The sequence below is a fragment of the Mesorhizobium sp. WSM4976 genome, assembly GCF_029625685.1.
Lineage (GTDB): Bacteria > Pseudomonadota > Alphaproteobacteria > Rhizobiales > Rhizobiaceae > Mesorhizobium.
Genome location: NZ_JARTVT010000005.1, coordinates 191118 through 208456 on the forward strand (window position 1 = coordinate 191118; position 17339 = coordinate 208456).

General features: G+C 62.6%; 18 protein-coding genes and 1 pseudogene. 7 read left to right on the forward strand and 12 right to left on the reverse strand.

What is annotated here, in order from left to right:
* Positions 1–11: 11 nt before the first annotated feature.
* The 9 genes and pseudogenes from P9272_RS08250 to P9272_RS08290 form a co-directional block, all read right to left on the reverse strand.
* A complete protein-coding gene (locus tag P9272_RS08250; protein ID WP_278160129.1) occupies positions 12–2378 on the reverse strand; it encodes an ABC transporter permease in 2367 nt (788 codons plus the stop codon).
* Positions 2372–3121 carry an ABC transporter ATP-binding protein gene (locus P9272_RS08255; RefSeq protein WP_278160130.1) on the reverse strand — a complete coding sequence of 250 codons (750 nt, stop codon included), beginning with the start codon at positions 3119–3121 and terminating at the stop codon, positions 2372–2374. The genes P9272_RS08250 and P9272_RS08255 overlap by 7 nt, the downstream gene beginning before the upstream one ends.
* 180 nt (positions 3122–3301) lie before the next feature.
* Positions 3302–4002 (reverse strand): annotated as a pseudogene (locus P9272_RS08260) (VIT family protein).
* A gap of 223 nt (positions 4003–4225) precedes the next feature.
* Positions 4226–5203 (reverse strand): FAD:protein FMN transferase, encoded by a 978-nt coding sequence (locus P9272_RS08265; RefSeq protein WP_278160131.1) that lies wholly within the window; start codon positions 5201–5203, stop codon positions 4226–4228.
* Positions 5184–7391: a PepSY domain-containing protein gene (locus tag P9272_RS08270; protein WP_278160132.1), complete on the reverse strand. Its 2208-nt coding sequence runs from the start codon at positions 7389–7391 to the stop codon at positions 5184–5186. Before P9272_RS08270 ends, P9272_RS08265 begins: the two co-directional genes overlap by 20 nt.
* A gap of 12 nt (positions 7392–7403) precedes the next feature.
* On the reverse strand, positions 7404–7874 hold the full coding sequence (locus P9272_RS08275) for a DUF2271 domain-containing protein (protein WP_128256602.1): 471 nt from the start codon (positions 7872–7874) through the stop codon (positions 7404–7406).
* Positions 7875–7913: 39 nt separating this feature from the next.
* Positions 7914–8261, reverse strand: a complete 348-nt coding sequence (locus P9272_RS08280; protein ID WP_278160134.1) for a hypothetical protein — start codon at positions 8259–8261, stop codon at positions 7914–7916.
* A gap of 154 nt (positions 8262–8415) precedes the next feature.
* Positions 8416–9093, reverse strand: a complete 678-nt coding sequence (locus tag P9272_RS08285) for a cytochrome b/b6 domain-containing protein (protein ID WP_278160136.1) — start codon at positions 9091–9093, stop codon at positions 8416–8418.
* Positions 9080–9379 (reverse strand): PepSY domain-containing protein, encoded by a 300-nt coding sequence (locus tag P9272_RS08290; protein WP_278160222.1) that lies wholly within the window; start codon positions 9377–9379, stop codon positions 9080–9082. Before P9272_RS08290 ends, P9272_RS08285 begins: the two co-directional genes overlap by 14 nt.
* A gap of 164 nt (positions 9380–9543) precedes the next feature.
* Between P9272_RS08290 and P9272_RS08295 the strand changes: the two genes are divergently transcribed.
* Together P9272_RS08295 and P9272_RS08300 are read left to right on the forward strand one after the other, a co-directional pair.
* The gene (locus P9272_RS08295) at positions 9544–10203 is read left to right on the forward strand and encodes a response regulator transcription factor (protein ID WP_128256606.1); all 660 of its coding nucleotides are present in this window, start codon (positions 9544–9546) and stop codon (positions 10201–10203) included.
* The gene (locus tag P9272_RS08300) at positions 10200–11558 is read left to right on the forward strand and encodes an ATP-binding protein (RefSeq protein ID WP_278160137.1); all 1359 of its coding nucleotides are present in this window, start codon (positions 10200–10202) and stop codon (positions 11556–11558) included. Before P9272_RS08295 ends, P9272_RS08300 begins: the two co-directional genes overlap by 4 nt.
* A 281-nt stretch (positions 11559–11839) precedes the next feature.
* On the opposite strand, the gene P9272_RS08305 is transcribed toward P9272_RS08300, so the two are convergent.
* On the reverse strand, positions 11840–12259 hold the full coding sequence (locus P9272_RS08305) for a hypothetical protein (RefSeq protein ID WP_278160138.1): 420 nt from the start codon (positions 12257–12259) through the stop codon (positions 11840–11842).
* Positions 12260–13202: 943 nt separating this feature from the next.
* On the opposite strand from P9272_RS08305, the gene P9272_RS36060 reads away from it, so the two are divergent.
* The 5 genes from P9272_RS36060 to P9272_RS08320 all read left to right on the forward strand — a co-directional run bounded on the left by P9272_RS36060 (position 13203) and on the right by P9272_RS08320 (position 15719).
* Positions 13203–13760 carry a DUF4118 domain-containing protein gene (locus tag P9272_RS36060; RefSeq protein ID WP_347404038.1) on the forward strand — a complete coding sequence of 186 codons (558 nt, stop codon included), beginning with the start codon at positions 13203–13205 and terminating at the stop codon, positions 13758–13760.
* A 144-nt stretch (positions 13761–13904) separates the two neighbouring features.
* Complete coding sequence (locus P9272_RS36065; protein WP_347404039.1) at positions 13905–14591, forward strand: ATP-binding protein; 687 nt, start codon at positions 13905–13907, stop codon at positions 14589–14591.
* Positions 14578–14952: a response regulator gene (locus P9272_RS36070; RefSeq protein WP_347404040.1), complete on the forward strand. Its 375-nt coding sequence runs from the start codon at positions 14578–14580 to the stop codon at positions 14950–14952. Before P9272_RS36065 ends, P9272_RS36070 begins: the two co-directional genes overlap by 14 nt.
* Before the next feature lie 72 nt (positions 14953–15024).
* The gene (locus tag P9272_RS36075; protein ID WP_347404043.1) at positions 15025–15099 is read left to right on the forward strand and encodes a hypothetical protein; all 75 of its coding nucleotides are present in this window, start codon (positions 15025–15027) and stop codon (positions 15097–15099) included.
* Between the two features lie 191 nt (positions 15100–15290).
* Complete coding sequence (locus tag P9272_RS08320; RefSeq protein ID WP_278160139.1) at positions 15291–15719, forward strand: response regulator; 429 nt, start codon at positions 15291–15293, stop codon at positions 15717–15719.
* Between the two features lie 171 nt (positions 15720–15890).
* On the opposite strand, the gene P9272_RS08325 is transcribed toward P9272_RS08320, so the two are convergent.
* Positions 15891–16391, reverse strand: a complete 501-nt coding sequence (locus P9272_RS08325) for an SRPBCC family protein (protein ID WP_278160140.1) — start codon at positions 16389–16391, stop codon at positions 15891–15893.
* Positions 16392–16545: 154 nt separating this feature from the next.
* A complete protein-coding gene (locus P9272_RS08330) occupies positions 16546–17115 on the reverse strand; it encodes a DUF2478 domain-containing protein (RefSeq protein WP_278160142.1) in 570 nt (189 codons plus the stop codon).
* Positions 17116–17339: the final 224 nt, after the last annotated feature.

Sequence of the window (17339 nt, forward strand, 5' to 3'; positions counted from 1 at the left end):
GTGCTTCATGATCAGTCTCGGGTCTTGAGGACGGCAACCAGGTCGAGTGCATCGATCCTTCGGCGGATCATGATGAAACTGGCGAAAGCCGCGGCGATCACCAGAACCGACGCTATGACGTAGCTGCTCGGATCGATCACAGCGGGAATTTGGAACGATTGGCTCGCCCGCGCTGAGGCGATTAGCTCGATCAGGTAGCGCCCGATCAAAAGTCCCAACGGAATCGCCACGACGAGCTCGACGACAAGCTCGCTGACAACGACCGCCGATACTTCGTGCCGAGTTAGCCCGACAATACGCAGACCGGCCAGTTCCCAGGCGCGCTCCTGCAGGGCGATGCGTGCGCTGTTATAGACTACACCTATCGCGATCAGCATTCCGAACCCCGCCAGGATCAGCGCGCCGATCAGCACCATTCCGCCGATCGTGTCGCTGAACAGTGACAGCCACAGAGCCTTGACCGAACTTCCCTCGATCCTCGGCATCGACTTTATCCTGGACCAGACCAGTTCCGATTGAGCAGGGTCAATCCTTAGGGCCGCGACGTTTGCAACGGGACCTTCCTTCATCACGCGATTGAGCGCGCTGCGGTCCATGGTCACCGACGATCCCAGAATGTCGTCGGAGATCCTGCGGACAATGACGTCCTTTACAACCCTGGTACCTTCAAGCACCTCGATGGACACTCTGTCGCCCACATGGAGATCGAGCTGGCCCGCGATCTGCCGGCTCAGCATGATGCCATCTGCAGGAACGGAGATCGGTTGCAGCGCCTTGTCCCTGGGGATTTTGAGTTCGGAACCGGGATCCAGGCCAATGGCCGACGTGCGATAGGTCCGGTACCCCGCTCGCAATCTCACGGGAACCACTCTCTGGAGTTCAGCATTCAGCACTCCGGGAAGCGCCATCAACTCGTAACGTGCGTCCGTGGAAACAGGTTCGGTGAAAGTGAGAAAGGCGTCGCCGCGCTCGACCCGGCTTAAGCTGACATCGATCATGTAGTCGATGGCATCGAACCAGTAGAGCCCAAACAGGATAAGCGGAATGGCAAGGGCGATGCCGATGATCGAAAACAGCGTCCTGATCGGCCTGCCCAGTGTTGTGCGGGCCGCAATGATATACTGCAGCGGAATGACGCGGTTCCCTATCGTTTGGAGCCAGGCGAAGGTCTGCAGAGCAGGCGGGGTTGCAGGTCGCATGGCTTCGGCGGGTGGAAGCACAGCTATTCGATAGACCGATGTCGCAGCCGCAAGGTTTGCCGAGACGATGCTGACCAGCGTCGCGGCAACGAGGAGCCACGGCTCGAACCGCGCCTCCAGCGAAGGAAACCGGAAGAAGGCGCGATAGCTTCCCACGACGCCGACGGCGAACCACCATCCCAGGACGAGGCCTGCGGCCGATCCCACCAGCGCGATGGCCGTGACCAACTTGAAGTAATGGAGCGCGATGGTGCCGTTGGCGAATCCCAGGGCCTTGAGCGAAGCGATCTGTCCGCGTTGCGCTTCAACCATTCTGCCGATGACGACGTTGAGCAGAAAAGCCGCGATGCCGAAGAAGACGGATGGCATGAAAATGCTCAAGGTTTCCTGCTCCGCCAGCTCATCCTCAAGAAAGCGGTGCGAGGGCTGATCGCCGCGATCGTAGGCTCCTGTACCGCCGTATGGAGCCAGCAAGCGGTCCACCTCCTCCAGCACATGCTGCACGCTTGCCCCCGGAGCTATCGTCATCGCCACATCGTTGAACGCGCCCTTCATGTCGAAAGCACTTGCCACCGCATCCTCGCCTGCCCACAGCACCACGAAGTTCCGATCATCGGGAAGCGGTACTGCGCTTCGCGTGGCAAAGACGAACTCGGGCGACAAGGCGGAACCGACGACGCGAAAATCCTGCAGGCGCCCATTGAGGACGACCTCGATGGGATCTCCAATTCGCACGGCCCGCGCCTCGGCATAGGCTGCGTTGATGATGACCTCTTCCGGATGGAACGGGTCGGGCCAGCGCCCCTGCACCAGATGGAGACGATTGAGCAGCGGCTGCCCATCGGCCGGCAGCGAGATGATGCGGCCCGAGATCGGCAGGTTCGTGTCCTCGCGTATTATCCGCACTGGCTTCGCAACCCGCGGCTCCACGATGCCGATCCCATCGATCTCGCGCAGACGATCAGCGATGACCAGTGGCGCGCGCGTCATGCCGGCAAAGAGGTCCGCGAAGCGCTCGTTGCGGTAGTGGTTCTCCATGGCGCCAACAAGCGCCCGGTAGTTGGACACCGACATCACGAAGACGGCCACGCCCGCAGCGACGAGCATCGCGATGCTGAGAACCTGAAGCCGCATCGACCAGATATCGCGCAGAACCTTGATGTCCAGCACGCTCACCATTGCACATCGTCGGCGGCGATGCGGTTCGGATTAGGTTCCTCCTTGACGATGCGCCCACCGCTCAGCCGCAAGACGCGGTCGGCCATTCCAGCGATTGCCGAGTTATGGGTGATCACGATGGTCGTCGTGCCGAGCTGCGCGTTCACCTTGGCGATCGCCGCAAGTACCATCCGGCCGGTATCGACGTCGAGCGCGCCGGTCGGCTCGTCGCAAAGCAGGACATCAGGTCGTTTCACGATCGCGCGAGCCACGGCTACCCGCTGCTGTTCCCCGCCCGACAACTGCGACGGGAAGTGACGTGCGCGATGCGACAATCCGACGAGTTCGAGCGCTTGCCTGGGGTCCATCGGATCGCTGGCTATCTGCGCAACCAGCCGCACGTTCTCTTCGACACTGAGGCTCGGTATCAGATTGTAGAACTGGAAGACGAAGCCGACATGCTCGCGCCTGTATGTGGTTAGCTCATCGTCGCCAGCTCCGGTCAGTTGGTGATCGCGCCACTTTGCCGAGCCTGACGTTGGAGCGTCCAGTCCACCAAGGATATTGAGAAGGGTCGACTTGCCCGAACCGGAGGGCCCAAGAAGAACGATGAACTCGCCCTGCCGAATATCGAGATCCACGTTCTTCAGGGCCGTCACTTGCGAGTCGCCCGAGCCGTAGACCTTGGTTAGTCCTCGGGCGACGAACACGGGGGCCGGCGGCACGTTTGCCGAGCTTTCAGCCTCTCGTTCGTAGGCTTGCATGCGTGTCTCCGGGTTCGCGGACGCGCGACAAGCCGTACAGGCTTGCATGACCAGTGGCTTTGACCTTCATCAAGTTCGCAAGCCGCAACGCTTATGGACTGACGGCCAACGCCATCCATTCGCCTTGCACTCGAATGAACGCCGGGGCACCGAGCTGCTCCTCGCTGACCAGAGAGCCCACTATCCGGCGCTGATCCCGAACATCGTCCCGACGCCGGCAGTGACAGCCATCGCGAGAGCGCCCCAGAAAGTAACACGAACGGCGCCGCGCAGCACGCCGGCTCCTCCGGCGGAGGCGCCCAGGCCGCCCAGTATGGCCACGCGACGATTGTAGATGCCGCGACCACGACGCTTGTCTTGTCCACAGGAGATGCCAGCGCGACCAGCACGGGCACGACCGCTCCCGATGCGAAGGTAAGGGCCGAGACCAGGGCTGCCTGCACCGGGCGGGCAGCGACCGTCTCGGAGATGCCGAGTTCGTCACGGGCGTGGGTGCCCAAGGCATCGCGCTCTGTCAGCTGCACCGCGACCCGCTCGGCGAGCTCGCGATCCAGGCCCCGGTCGACATAAATCTGCGTCAGTTCTTCCAGTTCTGCCTCAGGCGTTTCGGCGAGTTCGCGTCTCTCGCGGGCGAGGTCGGCATTCTCGGCATCCGTCTGGGAGCTGACCGAAACATATTCCCCGGCAGCCATGGACATCGCGCCCGCCACGAGACCAGCCAATCCGGCAATCAGGATCTGGGCTGATCCCGATCCGGCGGCCGCCACGCCAACGACGAGGCTCGACGTGGAGACGATGCCGTCATTTGCGCCAAGCACGGCCGCGCGGAGCCAGCCGATCCGGTGAACCATGTGAATTTCGGAATGCGAGAGACGGCTCATTTCAAGTCCTTTGATAAGGGTTGATTTTATGGCTATAGAGATTGGCGTGGGCGACAGCGCCGTGGTCGAGGAGCTTGGACGGGCATCATCCCGGCAAGCTTGGCGAGGCGGGGCCAAGTCGGGCCCGCCCGCGAGACAGAGGGCGAGGCCAAGCGTAGGCCCCCTAAGGCGACAAGCGGCAAGGCCGTTCTCAGCTCCCCTCCGTTCGAATGCCGCATCGCGATCAGCCCGCCTCCGCAGGGACCGAGCTCCCTGCGCCCCCGAACAAGCCCCCGATCCGGGAGGCGCGGATGCTGTCCACTCCATCGCGAAGCAGGAACAGGGCATCGAGCCCCAACTGGAGGGCGAGTTCACCGCCCTTCTCAGAGCCGAGCACCATCAGCGCGGTCGCCCAGGCGTCGGCCTGCGCGCAGGTGGACGCGATCACCGTGACAGACGCCGGCGGCTTTATAAGCGGCGCGCCGCGGGTCGGATCCATGGTGTGGGACAAACGCCGGCCCTGCACCTCGACCCAATGGCGGTAGTCGCCGGACGTGGCGACGGCGCGATCCTGTAGGGAGAGGATCGAATGTGGCGCGCGGTGCTCCGGGTCCGGTCGCTCCACGGCGACCGTCCAGGCCTCGCCGTCGGGCCTGAGGCCCATGGCTCGGATCTCGCCGTCGATGCCTACGATCCCATCGCGAATGCCGCAGCTACTAAGGATCTCGGCGAGGCGGTCCACGCCGTAGCCCTTGGCGACACCGTTGAGATCAAGCTTGATTGGCAGGCGCTTGCGGACCTTGGCCCCGTCGATCTCCAGCACGTCGTAGGCATGCGCGTGCCTTGCCTGCGTCGCGCCGCGGATTCGGTCTGGACTGGCTTCAGCCGGGCCGAAGCCCCATGCGCTTACCGCGTCGCCCATCCCGATGTCGAAAGCGCCGCCGGAAGCCTGGCCGACCGCCAGCCCCAGCTGGATCACGTCGAGGAGGCGACCTGGAACCGTCACCCACTCTCCTGCCGGAGCCCGGTTGAGGCGCACCAGGTCGCTGTCAGGTTTCCACGTCGACATCTGCGCATCGACCTCGTCGACCGCGGCCTGCAGGACCGCACGGACAGCTCCAGCGTCGAAGCCCGAAGGGGCGTGGAAAAGCGCGGACCAGCGTGTGCCCATCGTCGGCCCGTTGAGGGCGTGGCGCTCAAGATCAGTAGACATCTTCGACATAGCGCCCCTCCGCCTTCAGGACCGCGGGCGACAGCCCAACCGGGTCAAGTATCCGCGCCATCGCCTCGGCCACCCCAGCAGCCATCTGCCGCCCCCCGCAGACCATGATCCGCGCCCCTTTCCGTATTGCGCGGACGACTTCGATTTGCTCTGCGACGAGCGCGTCCTGAACGTAGCGCGGCCGCCTTCCGCGCGAGACCGCCGTCGACAGGCTGGAGAGCCTGCCCTCGGCCGTCCAGGCGTCCAGTTCCTCGCGGTAGAGAAAGTCGCTTTCTGCAAGTCGCATGCCGAAGAACAGGTGGACCGGCCGCCGTGATGCATTGGCCCGGATGAAGCCCGCGAGGGGTCCTATTCCGGTTCCCGCTCCGACCAGGATAAGGGGAGTGCGGTCGCGACCAGGACGGAACGCCGGGTTCGGGCGGATGAAGCCAGCCACCGTTCCGCCCGGTTCGAGCGCCATGAGTTCGCCCGAGCACACGCCTCCGACATGCTTGCGCACGACAATCTCCACGAACCGGTCCTGGGTGCCTGAGGCGAGCGAGTAGAAGCGTGGCATGGGCGATCCCTCCGGCACGACGCCGAGCAGATCTCCGGGCTCGAAGCGGGCGAACCCTCGTCCCATCAGGCGTTGCCAGATGGACCGGCGTGGAAGGGCAAAGCGCAGAATCGCTGTCGGCGCCTGGACTTCATGGCCGAAGTCGCGACGCGAGACAAGCGTCAGGACCGTGGCAGAGGGGCGAACAACATGGTGGTTCAGTTCGAAGTCGATGCCGAGCGCGGCGCCAAGCGCACGGCCCCAGCGCGCGAATTCCTGCGGCGACTGACGATCCACCGTTTCGAGGGGAAGCAGCAGCGGCCAGCCCCTGCCTTCCGCGGCAGCGACAACCGCCCTGGCGTAGGCGCAGAATGCCGGGAAGCTCCGGTCTCCGAAGCCCAGCACAGCCAGCGGCGCTTCGGGCGCGGCGGGTAGACGGGTCAGCCGGTCCAAAAATCCTTTCGCCGAAGCGGGCACGTCGCCATTGCCGTAGGTCGCGGCCAGCACGACGTAGCGTCGTACACCCGAAAGGCGGCCGGGGTCGAACGCCGACATCGGCGCTGTGTGGACGCTCTGCCCCGCACGGGTAAGTGCAGAGTGCAACGTCGCGGCAAACCCCCAGGTGCTGCCGCCCTCGCTTCCGACCAGGATGACCGTCTCCGCGCGGGCCGGCGCGGCATTGTCGCGAATCCGCGGGCGGCCGCCGGGGCCTTTCAGCCAGATGAGGAGCCCCGTTGCGCCCATGGCAGGGACCGCAAGCGCCGTGAGCCCGAGAAGCAGGCCCAGAAGCGCTGCGCCCTGTCCGGTGTGGAGCATGTAAATGGTTTCGGAGACGCGCGTCCAACCACTCGTGCCTGACCAGGCGAGCGTCGCCCCGGTTCCCTGATCGAGGTAGCCAGTGCCGCTTTCGGTCTTGAGCGTAAAGACGTCGGTGGCGTCTCCCGCATAGGGGAAGTTCAGCTCGCGCAGGCTCGACACGGGCGTCGCCGCGAGCAGCGGCATCGATGTCAAGGTGGCGCCCATCGTCCCGCTCACCGCGGATGGCAGGCTTGGAACGGCCGCCTTGTCCGGAAGGAACCCGAAGGTCGAGGCCGTCATCCAAAGGGCCGTTGCCGACGACAGCAGAAGGCCAAGGACAGCCGCCCGCGCAAGCTCGACATGGATGCGCCCCGCCAGAGGCCCCCGAAGCGGGGCGAACCAGCGTCTCCATCCGCCGGCGCGCCTGGCGACCAGCATCGAACCGGAGACGGCAAGGACGAGCATCGCCGCCGCCCCCGTTGCCATGGCGATACGGCCGACGTCGTCAAGGAACAGCGAGCGGTGCAGGTTGGCGAGCCAGCGCTGGACCGGGTTGGGATCGCCCGAAGCCGTAGCGGCTCCTGTCGCCGGGTCGATAACGGCCGATGCCGGCGTGCCGCCCTCGAACCAGAAGGCGGTGATGCGTCCGGAGGGTGAGCGCCGTATCTGCTCGACCCCCGGGAAGGCGGACTTTATGCGTGCGGCAAGGTCTGCGACGCTCATCGCCTGTTCCGCTTGCGGCGCGGAAATCCGTTCCGCCGCCGGGAAGACGGACAGCGCCGCGCCACTGACGGCGAGGAGCGTCACGAGGATAAGAGCCGGCAGGCCCAGCCAACGGTGAAGGGCACGGATCATTGCTGCAGCGCCTTACAAGCCGTAGCTGAAGTCCGCGATGTAGCGGCGGCCGGGAACGGGCTGTCCCGCCCCTTTGGCGGTCAGCGGAACGGTGATCTCGTCGGGACTGTCGCGCATGTCCTCCGCGGCCGCGTCGATGTGGACGGTATAGCCGGCGTCAAAGAGCGCATCCGCAAGGTCGAGTGTGATCTCCAGCCGGCGGCCAGCGCCCACGCTCGCTCCCGTGATGCCATTGATCTCGGCGGCATTGCCGCCCGTCGCGCGGTACCAGTCGGATAGGTGTTCGTAGTATTTGGACTTGGTTCCGGCCATCCAGAGGCTGCCGGCATAGGCCCCCGTGGGGTCGGTGACATAGATGGCGAGGTAGGCCCCGTTGCCGCCATAGTTCTTCAGCGTGGTGGTAAGGGTTACCGGGCGGGCCATGGCGATGCCGGGAAGCGTCAGGGCCGTGGTCAGGGCCAGGGCGGCTAAGATGGTTCTCATTGGAATGTTCCTTGGACTGGCGTGAAGCGAGCGGTCGGCTCAGTTGACCTGAACCTTGGGCATGGCACCGGTGCCGAAGAGGCCATTGCTCGGGGGAGCCACACTTCCGGCCGGAGCCGGGCCCGACGCGTTGCCGCCATCGTCATCGTCCTCTTGATCGCCCTCATGGTCATCGTCCCCACGGCGCAGTCGACGTTCATGATCACGGTCTTCGCCGTCGTCGTCGCTGACCAACACCGGAGATGCCCCAGGGGCCTGGAAGGCACCCAAGGCTGCGTCGCGCCGTCCCTCGAACTGGCCAGCGCCGTACATGGCGCTCCACGCGGGAATGCCGATCACGGCGATCAGCGCTGTCGACGCGAGCAAGATGGAAATGGTCTTTTTCATCGCAGGATCTCCTTTTTCTGCTGCTGCCGTTCTGGCGACCCGCCCTGATCGCTTCCTGACCGGGACAGGTTTTTTGCTTCAGCTTGCCGTCAGGAATCGAAAGGCCCCGCCGAAACGGGGCCAGGTTGGTTCTCTGCTGCTTGGACACCAGCGCTCAGGCGATGTCGCCGGGAGCGGGAGGCCTCTTGCGGCCTGTGAGCATTGCACGAACGAGATTCTCCCGGTGGCGGAGCGAAGCCAACGCAACTCCGCCGACATGCAGCACGACCAGCAGAAGCATCAGGTCGGCAAGTGTTTCGTGGATATCCTTGAGCGGACCTCCGGCCCGCTCTTCCAGGTTGACGCCTGTCCCCGCCTCAGCCTCGTTGGCATCGTTTTCCGCGAAGGCGGGCGTGACGATCTGCACCTGTCCTGCGGCGGCGTCCGGCGCTTCGAGAAGCCAACCCGTCAAGGCCGTCCCGGATAACGTCACCAGGATCGCTACAACCATCGCCGCGCCAGCCGGGTTGTGGCCCAAGTAGCGCCGCTCCCTGCCAGTCACCATCTTCTTGATGTAGGAGGCTGTCCGGACAGGTCCGCGGACGAACTGCGTGAAGCGGGCGTAGCGGCTGCCGACGAGACCCCATAGGATCCTGAAGCCGACAAGACCGGCGACCGCATATCCAGCGAGCTGGTGAACAGGCTGTATATCTTCGGCGGTCAGCCACGCCGTTGCGAATGCGCCGACGAGGCCCCAGTGGAAGAGGCGAACCAGCGGGTCCCAGACCAGGACCCGCCGCTCGGCGGTGTCTTGGGAGCCGGACCGGGTCGAGGCAAAGTCATTGATCGTCATGGCGGGCTTCCTCGCGGTGCCGATGATCGGCGCCGTCCTTGGGTTTGATCTGGATGATTTCGAGGGTCGATGGATGGACGGTCACCTCGATCCGCTGACCTTTTGCGTCAGTGGCGTCTATCTCATAACAGCCGTCGTCGATCTTGATCCGTCGTACCGTCCAGCCATTCCGGGCCGCAAGGCCGGTCACGACCTCCCTCGGCTTCCAGTCCGCCATCGGCGCGAAGCATTGGTCATCGGCGCGCGCCGGTCCAGCAGAGAGGGCCGCGACGCAGGCGAGCATCATCAAGGCAAGCCGCATAGACCCTGGACTCCGTTCCAACCTGATTTGAGCCAACGCAAGGTGGAGAGCCAAGCTGACGGTATCCTGAAGTTCGCGCGCAATCCGCTTCAGCCTGGTGTCAGGGACGTCCGCCAAGGAAGGCAGCGGCCGCGAAAGGGCGAACCACTATGCGAATCCTGTTGATAGAGGACGACAGCGTGCTTGGCGCGGCGGTACGCGACCAGATCGTCAGTGACGGCCACTCGGTGGACTGGGTCACGCGGATCGATGCGGCGCGGGACTCGATGGCGGGCGCGGCCTACGACCTGATCCTGCTCGACCTGATGCTCCCCGACGGACGGGGGATCGTGTTCCTTCGTGCCCTGAGGGCGGCCGGAGATGTCACGCCCATCATCATCCTGACAGCCCTCGACCAGGTGTCGGACAGAATCGAGGGCCTGACGGCTGGGGCCGACGATTACATCGTCAAGCCGTTTGACCTCGACGAGTTGTCGGCGCGCATCGGCTCCGTCGCGCGACGATATTCCGGCAACCCCAATCCAATCATACGCCTTCGGTCGCTGGACATCGACATCGCCCGCCGGAGCGTGCGCCGGGACGGCAAGACCGTTCAGCTGACAGCTCGCGAATGGGCATTGCTGGAGGCGTTCCTGACACGGCCGGGCCAGTTGCTCTCGAAGGCGCAACTTGAGGAGAAGCTCTACGACTTCGATGCCGAGGTGGAGAGCAACACGATCGAGGTCCATGTCAGCAGGCTGCGCAAGAAGCTCGGCACCGACCTAATCGAGACCGAACGCGGCCTCGGCTACAGGCTGGCCCAGGCATGAGGCGTCCCCGAAGTCTACAGGGCAGGCTCCTACTGTCGCTGGGAGCATTTCTACTCGTGATCTGGGTCGGCGCGGCGTGGACGACCGCCATCCTGCTGCGACACGGGATCGAGGACGTCTTCGATTCCTCCCTCCAGGAGACCGCCCAACGCCTGCTTCCCTTGGCGGTTCTGGACATCGTGGGGCGCGAGGATGCAGACGTCGCCAGCCAGCGGCTTGGCGCCATCCGCGCCCATGACGAGCTTCTCACCTACGTGGTCCGCGACGACAAAGGTAAGGTCCTCCTTCGGTCTCATGCGGCCGAGCTCTCCGTGTTCCCCCCCTATCAGGGAAACGGATTCGGACGGACAGCAACGCATCGTCTCTACAGCGAAGAGGCCCTGCAGGGAACGGTGCGTATCACTATCGCCGAGCCGCTCGCGCATCGGGCTCAGGTGGTGAGGGATGTGCAGATAGGCCTGGGACTGCCGATCCTTCTGGTCATCCCGGCCGCGTTTGCCGCCGTGGTGCTGGCGGTGCGGACAAGCACGAGGCCGCTACGCGCGTTCCGGGAACAGCTCGAGATCCGGAGCGAAAAGGATCTTGGGCCTGTGGCATCCGGTGACCTGCCCAGCGAGATCGAGCCACTGGCTGTCACGTTGAACGCGCTATTCGAAAGGCTCAGGGCCGCCTTCGAAGCGGAACGCAGTCTCTCCACCAACACTGCCCATGAACTCCGGACGCCGCTCGCTGGCGCGATCGCTCAGGCCCAGCGCATCCGCAAGGAAACCACGGAACCGCAAACTGCCCAGCGGGGAGCAGACATCGAGACGACGCTCAAGCGGCTAACAGCGCGCGCCGAACGACTGATGCAACTCGCGCGGGCGGAAGGCAGCCGGCTTCGATTGGAACGAACGTCCGACCTGCGGGCTCCCCTGGGCGTGGTGGTCGACGACTTGCGAAGAAGCGTCCCACAAGAGCGGATCCTCCTTAACATGCCGGAAACCCCTGTGATGTCCGACATCGACCCCGATGCCGTCGGCATCCTGTGCCGCAACCTCGTCGAGAATGCGCTGCGCTATGGCGGCGGCCCCGCACCAGTCGAAGTCACGCTTGATCCAGATGGGCTGCTGAAAGTGTCTAATGGTGGACCCGTCGTGCCACCTGAAACCCTGGCAAAATTGGCAGACCGTTTCGAGCGGGGCGGAGCTTCGGCCCGCGGGAGCGGGATCGGGTTGTCGATCGTTTTGACGATTGCTGATCGGATAGGTAGCCCGCTCGTGCTCAAATCGCCGAGGCCGGGGAAGCAGTCCGGTTTCGAAGCCAGCGTTAGGCTCGCAACCTCAATCGCTCGGGAGCCAGATAGAGCAACTTGATCGCGCTCCGTTTCAGGAGATGAGGTTTGCTTCTCGTCAACGCTCGGACAGCTATTGATGAAGGGGGCCGGACCTGGCCAACAGATCAGACATCTGTTCCGACATAGCTTTCAGAGGGCTTTCACGCTTACGGCGGATCAGTTGCGATGTCGGCGGAAATTCACGACCTCTGATGCTCCAAGACAAAAGCCCTGGTCTGCCACATCTGTAGGTGCACTGCCTCAGAAAGGCCCGCCGCGCCTTCGCAAGCGGGCCAATGCGCCAACCTTTGCGGGGCGCGCTTAGTTGTCCGTCACCTGCGGCACGGCAGATGAATCATCGGATCCGCCGGTCTCGGTAGCGGAATCTGCGCCAGTGCCCGTCGTGCCGGAACCACCTGTGTTGTCCTCGGCCTGGTCGTCAGCAGATTCCGGGTCGCTATCATGGCCACTGGAGCTTCCGCTGCTGCTATGGCTATCGCCGCCATCGTGCTCGCCGCCGTCACCGCCGCCATTGCCGCCGCCGCCGTTGCCTCCGTCGTGACCGCCGTCGCCACCGCCACCGCCGTTACCACCACCGCCCTCGGACTCGGCGTGGGCAGCGGCCGGCACGAGCTTGGCAGCACCGTGAAGCGCCAAGTGGTAGGGTGCAATGGTTAGCATCAGCGCCGTCGACGCGCGCAGCGTGAGCCAGACAAGTCGGTTGAAGGGAGTTTTGGTCATCTTATCCTCCACGTGAAGTGCTGTTATTAAGCCAATTCGGCCGAAGATATCGCCGCCGTGCAGCAACCGCCGGCAGCCAGAACAGGTCCAGCGAACACGCCCGCGAAGGCGGCATGAATGAGAGTGCGATACATGAGGTCTCCAATCGGGTGGGTTAGGAAGTTGCAATGCGATTGGTAATTCAATCTGTAGGCTACAACGGTTTGTGACCGTTACTGCTACGGGATAGCGAATCCGACCTTACAACCGGCTGACAAGCCATTTTCGGGTGTCGCCGGCCTACCTCTGGCTAGCCGGCAACGACTTTTCGACTACATGCGTGCTCATTTCAGACGCGCCCAAGACAAGTTTTCGTAACGCTGTCGCGAAAGGTTGAGGCGGTGCATCGCAGCCATCCGAACGTTCCGACCGGACTCTGCGAGCCGTTGCGGCAAATACAACGCGAGGCGGAGCCGCACATGACCAAAGAAGAGGCCATGCCGTTTCCGGCAATGCTGCAGTGGACCGAGGGCAAGTACGACATGCCAACACGAGCACGACGACCAGGCCGAAGGGCTTGCCGCTCATGGCAAGCGCTCTACGTGGGGGTTTCCCAGCTCGCCGAGGATCTGATCGAGCACATCCACCTGGAGCACAACGTCCCTTTTCCCGCGCTTCGCCCCGGCGGAAAGCCGGGTCTAACGCCAACGTTGACGGCGATTGTCGCACCAAATTCGGATCGCCGGACCGATCTCGGCTCGGCGACACCAGATAGTCCGCGTTCGCGGGGCGTGGAGGCGTTTGCCCGAGGCAGCACCCGAGCTCGGTGCGCACGCTCTGTTATCAGCCATGCGCATGACCGATTTTCGCGTCTCTCCGGCGAAGGACGACGGGCTGGCGGATTGTCGCACCAGTCGGCTTCTCGTGAGAAGTTTGCTCCAGATCAACAATTAGTCCCGACTGCATGGGTAAAGAAGACTTTCTGGTCAACTTATCCATGGGATCGAATGGCGTGCCGGTTCGGGATCGGTCAGTGGAGACGGCGCAACCAAGACGGGAAGTAGCCCTGCGCTACGGCATTGCCGTGGCGGCGGTCGCGGTCGCGTTCATCGCAAGGTTCGTCCTGGCATCGATTCTCAAAGATCAAGCTCCTTACCTCTTCTTGCTGCCCGCCGTGCTGCTGGCGGCGGGCGTTGGCGGCTTCGGTCCTGGCATTCTGGCCACCTGCTCGAGTGTTCCCCTCGTCTTCTTTTTCATTGCCAATTACGGGGCAGTCGGTTGGTCCGAGGTCGTCAATGGCGCTGTTTTCGTACTGATCGGGGTGGGAACGGCCTGGATCGGTGAACGGCTGCGACAGGCGCGCATCCTGGCGTTGACGCGAGAGGCCCATCTCCAATCGATCATTGACATAGTCCCCGAAGCCACGATCGTGATCGACGGGCACGGCATCATCCAGTCCTTTAGCGCGACCGCCGAGCAGATGTTCGGCTACACTGCGGCTGAGGCAATCGGAAACATGTGACGCTGCTGATGCCCTCACCCTATCGCGAGGAACATGATGGCTACATCAAGCGCTACCGAGACACCGGGGTGCAGCGTGTTAGCGCGCCTTCAGGAGCTGCAATCCGAACTCGCCCACGTGTCACGCCTCACTGAGATGGGCGGGATGGCTTCGGCGATCGCTCATGAACTCAACCAGCCGTTGGCGGCCATAGCCAATTATCTGAAAGGTTCGCGGCGCCTCCTCGACGGCAGCACCGACGAACGGCTGGCGATTCTTCGAGATGCAATGGACAGCGCGGCCGACCAGGCATTGCGAGCCGGCCAGATTATTCGCCGCATGCGGGAATTCGTAAGTCGAAGGGAGAGCGAAAGACAAATTCAAAGCATTGCCAAGCTCGTGGAGGAAGCATCCGCCCTCGCGCTTGTCGGCGCCAAGGATAGAGGCGTAGGCGTGACGTTCGAATTTGACCCGCGTGTCAATCTGATCCTGGCCGACAAGGTGCAAATTCAACAGGTTCTGGTCAACCTGATCCGCAACGCCGTCGAGGCCATGGAAGAATCGAGTGAGCGGAGTTTGACCGTTCGCACGACACCCGCCGACAATATGATGATTGTCGTGCAGGTCGATGATAGCGGTTCTGGCATCTCAGAGGAAATGGCGACGAAACTCTTTCAACCATTTGCGACCACCAAGCCGCACGGGATGGGTGTGGGCCTTTCGATCTCCCGGACGATTGTGGAAGCGCATGGCGGGCAGATCAAGGCCGAGCCACGTCCAGGTGGCGGAACGAGGTTTCGCTTTACACTACCTACGGTGACCGAGGAGGAGTTCACAGATGCCCGCCGATAATGTCGTTCACATTGTCGACGACGACGAGGCAGTGCGCAAGTCGCTCGCCTTTCTGCTTGGCACTGCGCAAGTCTCGGCGCGCACCTATGAAACGGCAGTTAGCCTTTTGGCCGAGATCGACAGCGTCGAACGTGGATGCATCATCTCCGACCTGCGGATGCCGGGAATTGACGGGCTTGAGCTAGTGCGGCGACTAAGAAGCCTTGGTGTAGACTTGCCGGTCATCATCATTACAGGCCATGGCGACGTCGCGCTCGCAGGGAAAGCATTGGAGGCAGGGGCAATCGATTTTCTGGAAAAGCCCTTCGATGATGAGGCGGTGTTGGCTTCAGTTCGGGCCGCATTCAGTCAGCAAGAGTAGGACACCTCGAGGGGAACCAGGCGTTTGGAAATTCAGGAAAGGCTTGCCCAGCTTTCCAGTACAGAGCGGCGGGTGCTCGAAGGCCTAGCCGGATATTCGAACAAGACGATCGCTGACGATTTGAAAATCAGCCTACGAAAACTTTGAGATTTTCCGAGCAAATGTGATGGCCAAAACGCCGGCCTCTAACCTGTCCGAACTCGTGCGCTTTGCATTTATCTCGGATCGGAGCTGATGGCAGCACCACCACCCTCCAAAGATCAGCGATATCTGCGGACCTCTGACGGTTTTTGTCTCAGGTCAAGGCGAAGTGTCTCTGAGTAGCGGCCTGCTAGGTCGTGAACGAATGGTCGGAGATCAATGCGATGGAAAGCGCTGCGGATTCTGCATCGCTCGAAAAAGCGACGGTGATCGTGGTTGACGACGACCCGGCGGTACGGCGGTCACTCAAATTCTCGCTCGAACTCGAGGGATTTTCCGTCTGCACATATGCCGATGCGGCGGAGCTGTTGAACGAAGCGGCGCTGCCAACTTTTGGCTGCCTGGTTATCGACTACAACTTGCCGCAACTGAACGGGCTCGAAGTGCTACAGCGTCTCCGGAACGGACAAACTCGGTTGCCGGCGATCATAATCACCTCGTATCCGAGTAAGATGCTACGGGAGAGCGCGGCCGCTCTTGGGATTCCGATCGTCGAAAAGCCGTTCTTCAATCACACCCTGAGTGACAGCATTCATGTCGCGCTGGAGCACTGTGGCAGGCTTTGAGCAAAACCGAAACCGCCTTCCCGTTTGGAGACGTTGTTGTTACGCGGCAAGCAGACAGTCCGTCTCCAAAAGGACTGGTCTGCTGAGAAACGCGCTAGTGCACAACGTGGCTTTTGGCACCGGACGAAGGTGACATGCCGAACTTCCAGCCTATCTCGACATTGCCATAGCTTATTTCGCCATAAGTTTCTGATAGGCGTGCCGCGCCGCGATGTAGCGATCAAAGGGAAATCGGATCGGAACCCCTTCTAGCGCAGCGGCGAGCATATCGAGATGCGCCTCGAACCCCGCACAAGCCTTGGCAATGTCTTCCCCTTCCGGCAGTTGCACAGTCAGTATCAATGCGGTGCCACCCCCTAAAGCATCCAATTCCCAACGCAACGGCCGGTCCGCTCCATCGCCGCTGCTCCATGAATAGGCGAGCAGTCGCGGCGGATCGAAGGCAAGCACTGTGCTGTCGATCACCACTCCGCTGTCGCCGAAATCGATATGAACTCGACCCGCTTTACGCAGCTCGATTGAACCTGGAGCAAGCCACTGCACGAATTGTGATGGCTCGGTCAACATACGCCAGACCGTTTCCTGTTTGTGTCCCATCCAGCGCTCGAGGCATCCTTCAAAACCTTCCGCGAGACGCCGAATGCGGCCTGGCTGAATAGCGTCGTCATTCATCGAACTTCTCCATATCGGTGTCGCCATTCAGGGGAGTCTAACGGCACCCGTGTCCGGCCCTGTGATGCCATCGGCAAATAAATGTCAGCCACTGTGGAATTGCCGACAAAAAGCGAAGACCGCGCGACCGAAGAGGACAGATCGACAGGCAGCATCAAGCAAGTTCCAATCTGCCCTCGCGCCCGGGCGGACGATTGTGCAGTAGGCGCTCTACCGCAGTCAGCCGGTCGGACATCAGGTCGACAAGCTCGATCTCCCTCACAAGGCCATCGGCAAATTCCCTGAACGATGAGAGGTTTACCAACGGAATGCCGATCAAAACAGGAACGGAAAGCTCGAGCGCCCTCGCCAGCAGCCCCCTGAAGCCGCCGCCTTCCGCCTCCGTCTTTCCGAATTTGGAAAGAACCAGCAAATCGGTTCTGCCGGACAACGTCTCTTCAGCTGACTGGCACGCGCGGGCGAGTTGATCAGGATTCAGCACGCAGCCACGAGCGTGGGGACCTCGATCGTCGGATATGCCGTAGCGCTTGCCCGTCGCCAGGTCCTCCAGATGCATGTCGCATTTCAAACGACCCGGCTTTGCTTCGCTATGCTGGACCAGCCCCGCCAGTCGTAGGCCCCGTGCGGCCATGGCGGTTGTCGCTTCCCGCAAGAAAGTCTCGAACGCCGAACTGTCTGAATAGAGGATGCCCGTGATGGGACAATCGGGATGAGCAAACCGCATGCCTGAGACTCCTTTTGCTCTGCGCTGAAAGCTTGGCAAATGCGCCACAACTAACCCCCTGCGACCGCAACGCGTTTCAGTCGGCAAAGGCCGTACAACTGCCTACCCCCGAAAGCGCGATCGGTCGAATGGCAGCACTTCCAAGAGCGTGTCAGGCTCCTGCACCACGACGGTGTCCGCGCCCTCCGGCAATGCCGCGCCCGTCTTTACGCTGGTTGAGAGGC

What these genes read in the sequence shown, in the direction of transcription:
- P9272_RS08250 (WP_278160129.1), bottom strand. Translation starts at nt 2,378, where the DNA reads ATGGTGAGCGTGCTGGACATCAAGGTTCTGCGCGATATCTGGTCGATG.
- P9272_RS08255 (WP_278160130.1), bottom strand. Translation starts at nt 3,121, where the DNA reads ATGCAAGCCTACGAACGAGAGGCTGAAAGCTCGGCAAACGTGCCGCCG.
- P9272_RS08265 (WP_278160131.1), bottom strand. Translation starts at nt 5,203, where the DNA reads ATGTCGAAGATGTCTACTGATCTTGAGCGCCACGCCCTCAACGGGCCG.
- P9272_RS08270 (WP_278160132.1), bottom strand. Translation starts at nt 7,391, where the DNA reads ATGATCCGTGCCCTTCACCGTTGGCTGGGCCTGCCGGCTCTTATCCTC.
- P9272_RS08275 (WP_128256602.1), bottom strand. Translation starts at nt 7,874, where the DNA reads ATGAGAACCATCTTAGCCGCCCTGGCCCTGACCACGGCCCTGACGCTT.
- P9272_RS08280 (WP_278160134.1), bottom strand. Translation starts at nt 8,261, where the DNA reads ATGAAAAAGACCATTTCCATCTTGCTCGCGTCGACAGCGCTGATCGCC.
- P9272_RS08285 (WP_278160136.1), bottom strand. Translation starts at nt 9,093, where the DNA reads ATGACGATCAATGACTTTGCCTCGACCCGGTCCGGCTCCCAAGACACC.
- P9272_RS08290 (WP_278160222.1), bottom strand. Translation starts at nt 9,379, where the DNA reads ATGATGCTCGCCTGCGTCGCGGCCCTCTCTGCTGGACCGGCGCGCGCC.
- P9272_RS08295 (WP_128256606.1), top strand. Translation starts at nt 9,544, where the DNA reads ATGCGAATCCTGTTGATAGAGGACGACAGCGTGCTTGGCGCGGCGGTA.
- P9272_RS08300 (WP_278160137.1), top strand. Translation starts at nt 10,200, where the DNA reads ATGAGGCGTCCCCGAAGTCTACAGGGCAGGCTCCTACTGTCGCTGGGA.
- P9272_RS08305 (WP_278160138.1), bottom strand. Translation starts at nt 12,259, where the DNA reads ATGACCAAAACTCCCTTCAACCGACTTGTCTGGCTCACGCTGCGCGCG.
- P9272_RS36060 (WP_347404038.1), top strand. Translation starts at nt 13,203, where the DNA reads ATGGGTAAAGAAGACTTTCTGGTCAACTTATCCATGGGATCGAATGGC.
- P9272_RS36065 (WP_347404039.1), top strand. Translation starts at nt 13,905, where the DNA reads ATGGCTTCGGCGATCGCTCATGAACTCAACCAGCCGTTGGCGGCCATA.
- P9272_RS36070 (WP_347404040.1), top strand. Translation starts at nt 14,578, where the DNA reads ATGCCCGCCGATAATGTCGTTCACATTGTCGACGACGACGAGGCAGTG.
- P9272_RS08325 (WP_278160140.1), bottom strand. Translation starts at nt 16,391, where the DNA reads ATGAATGACGACGCTATTCAGCCAGGCCGCATTCGGCGTCTCGCGGAA.
- P9272_RS08330 (WP_278160142.1), bottom strand. Translation starts at nt 17,115, where the DNA reads ATGCGGTTTGCTCATCCCGATTGTCCCATCACGGGCATCCTCTATTCA.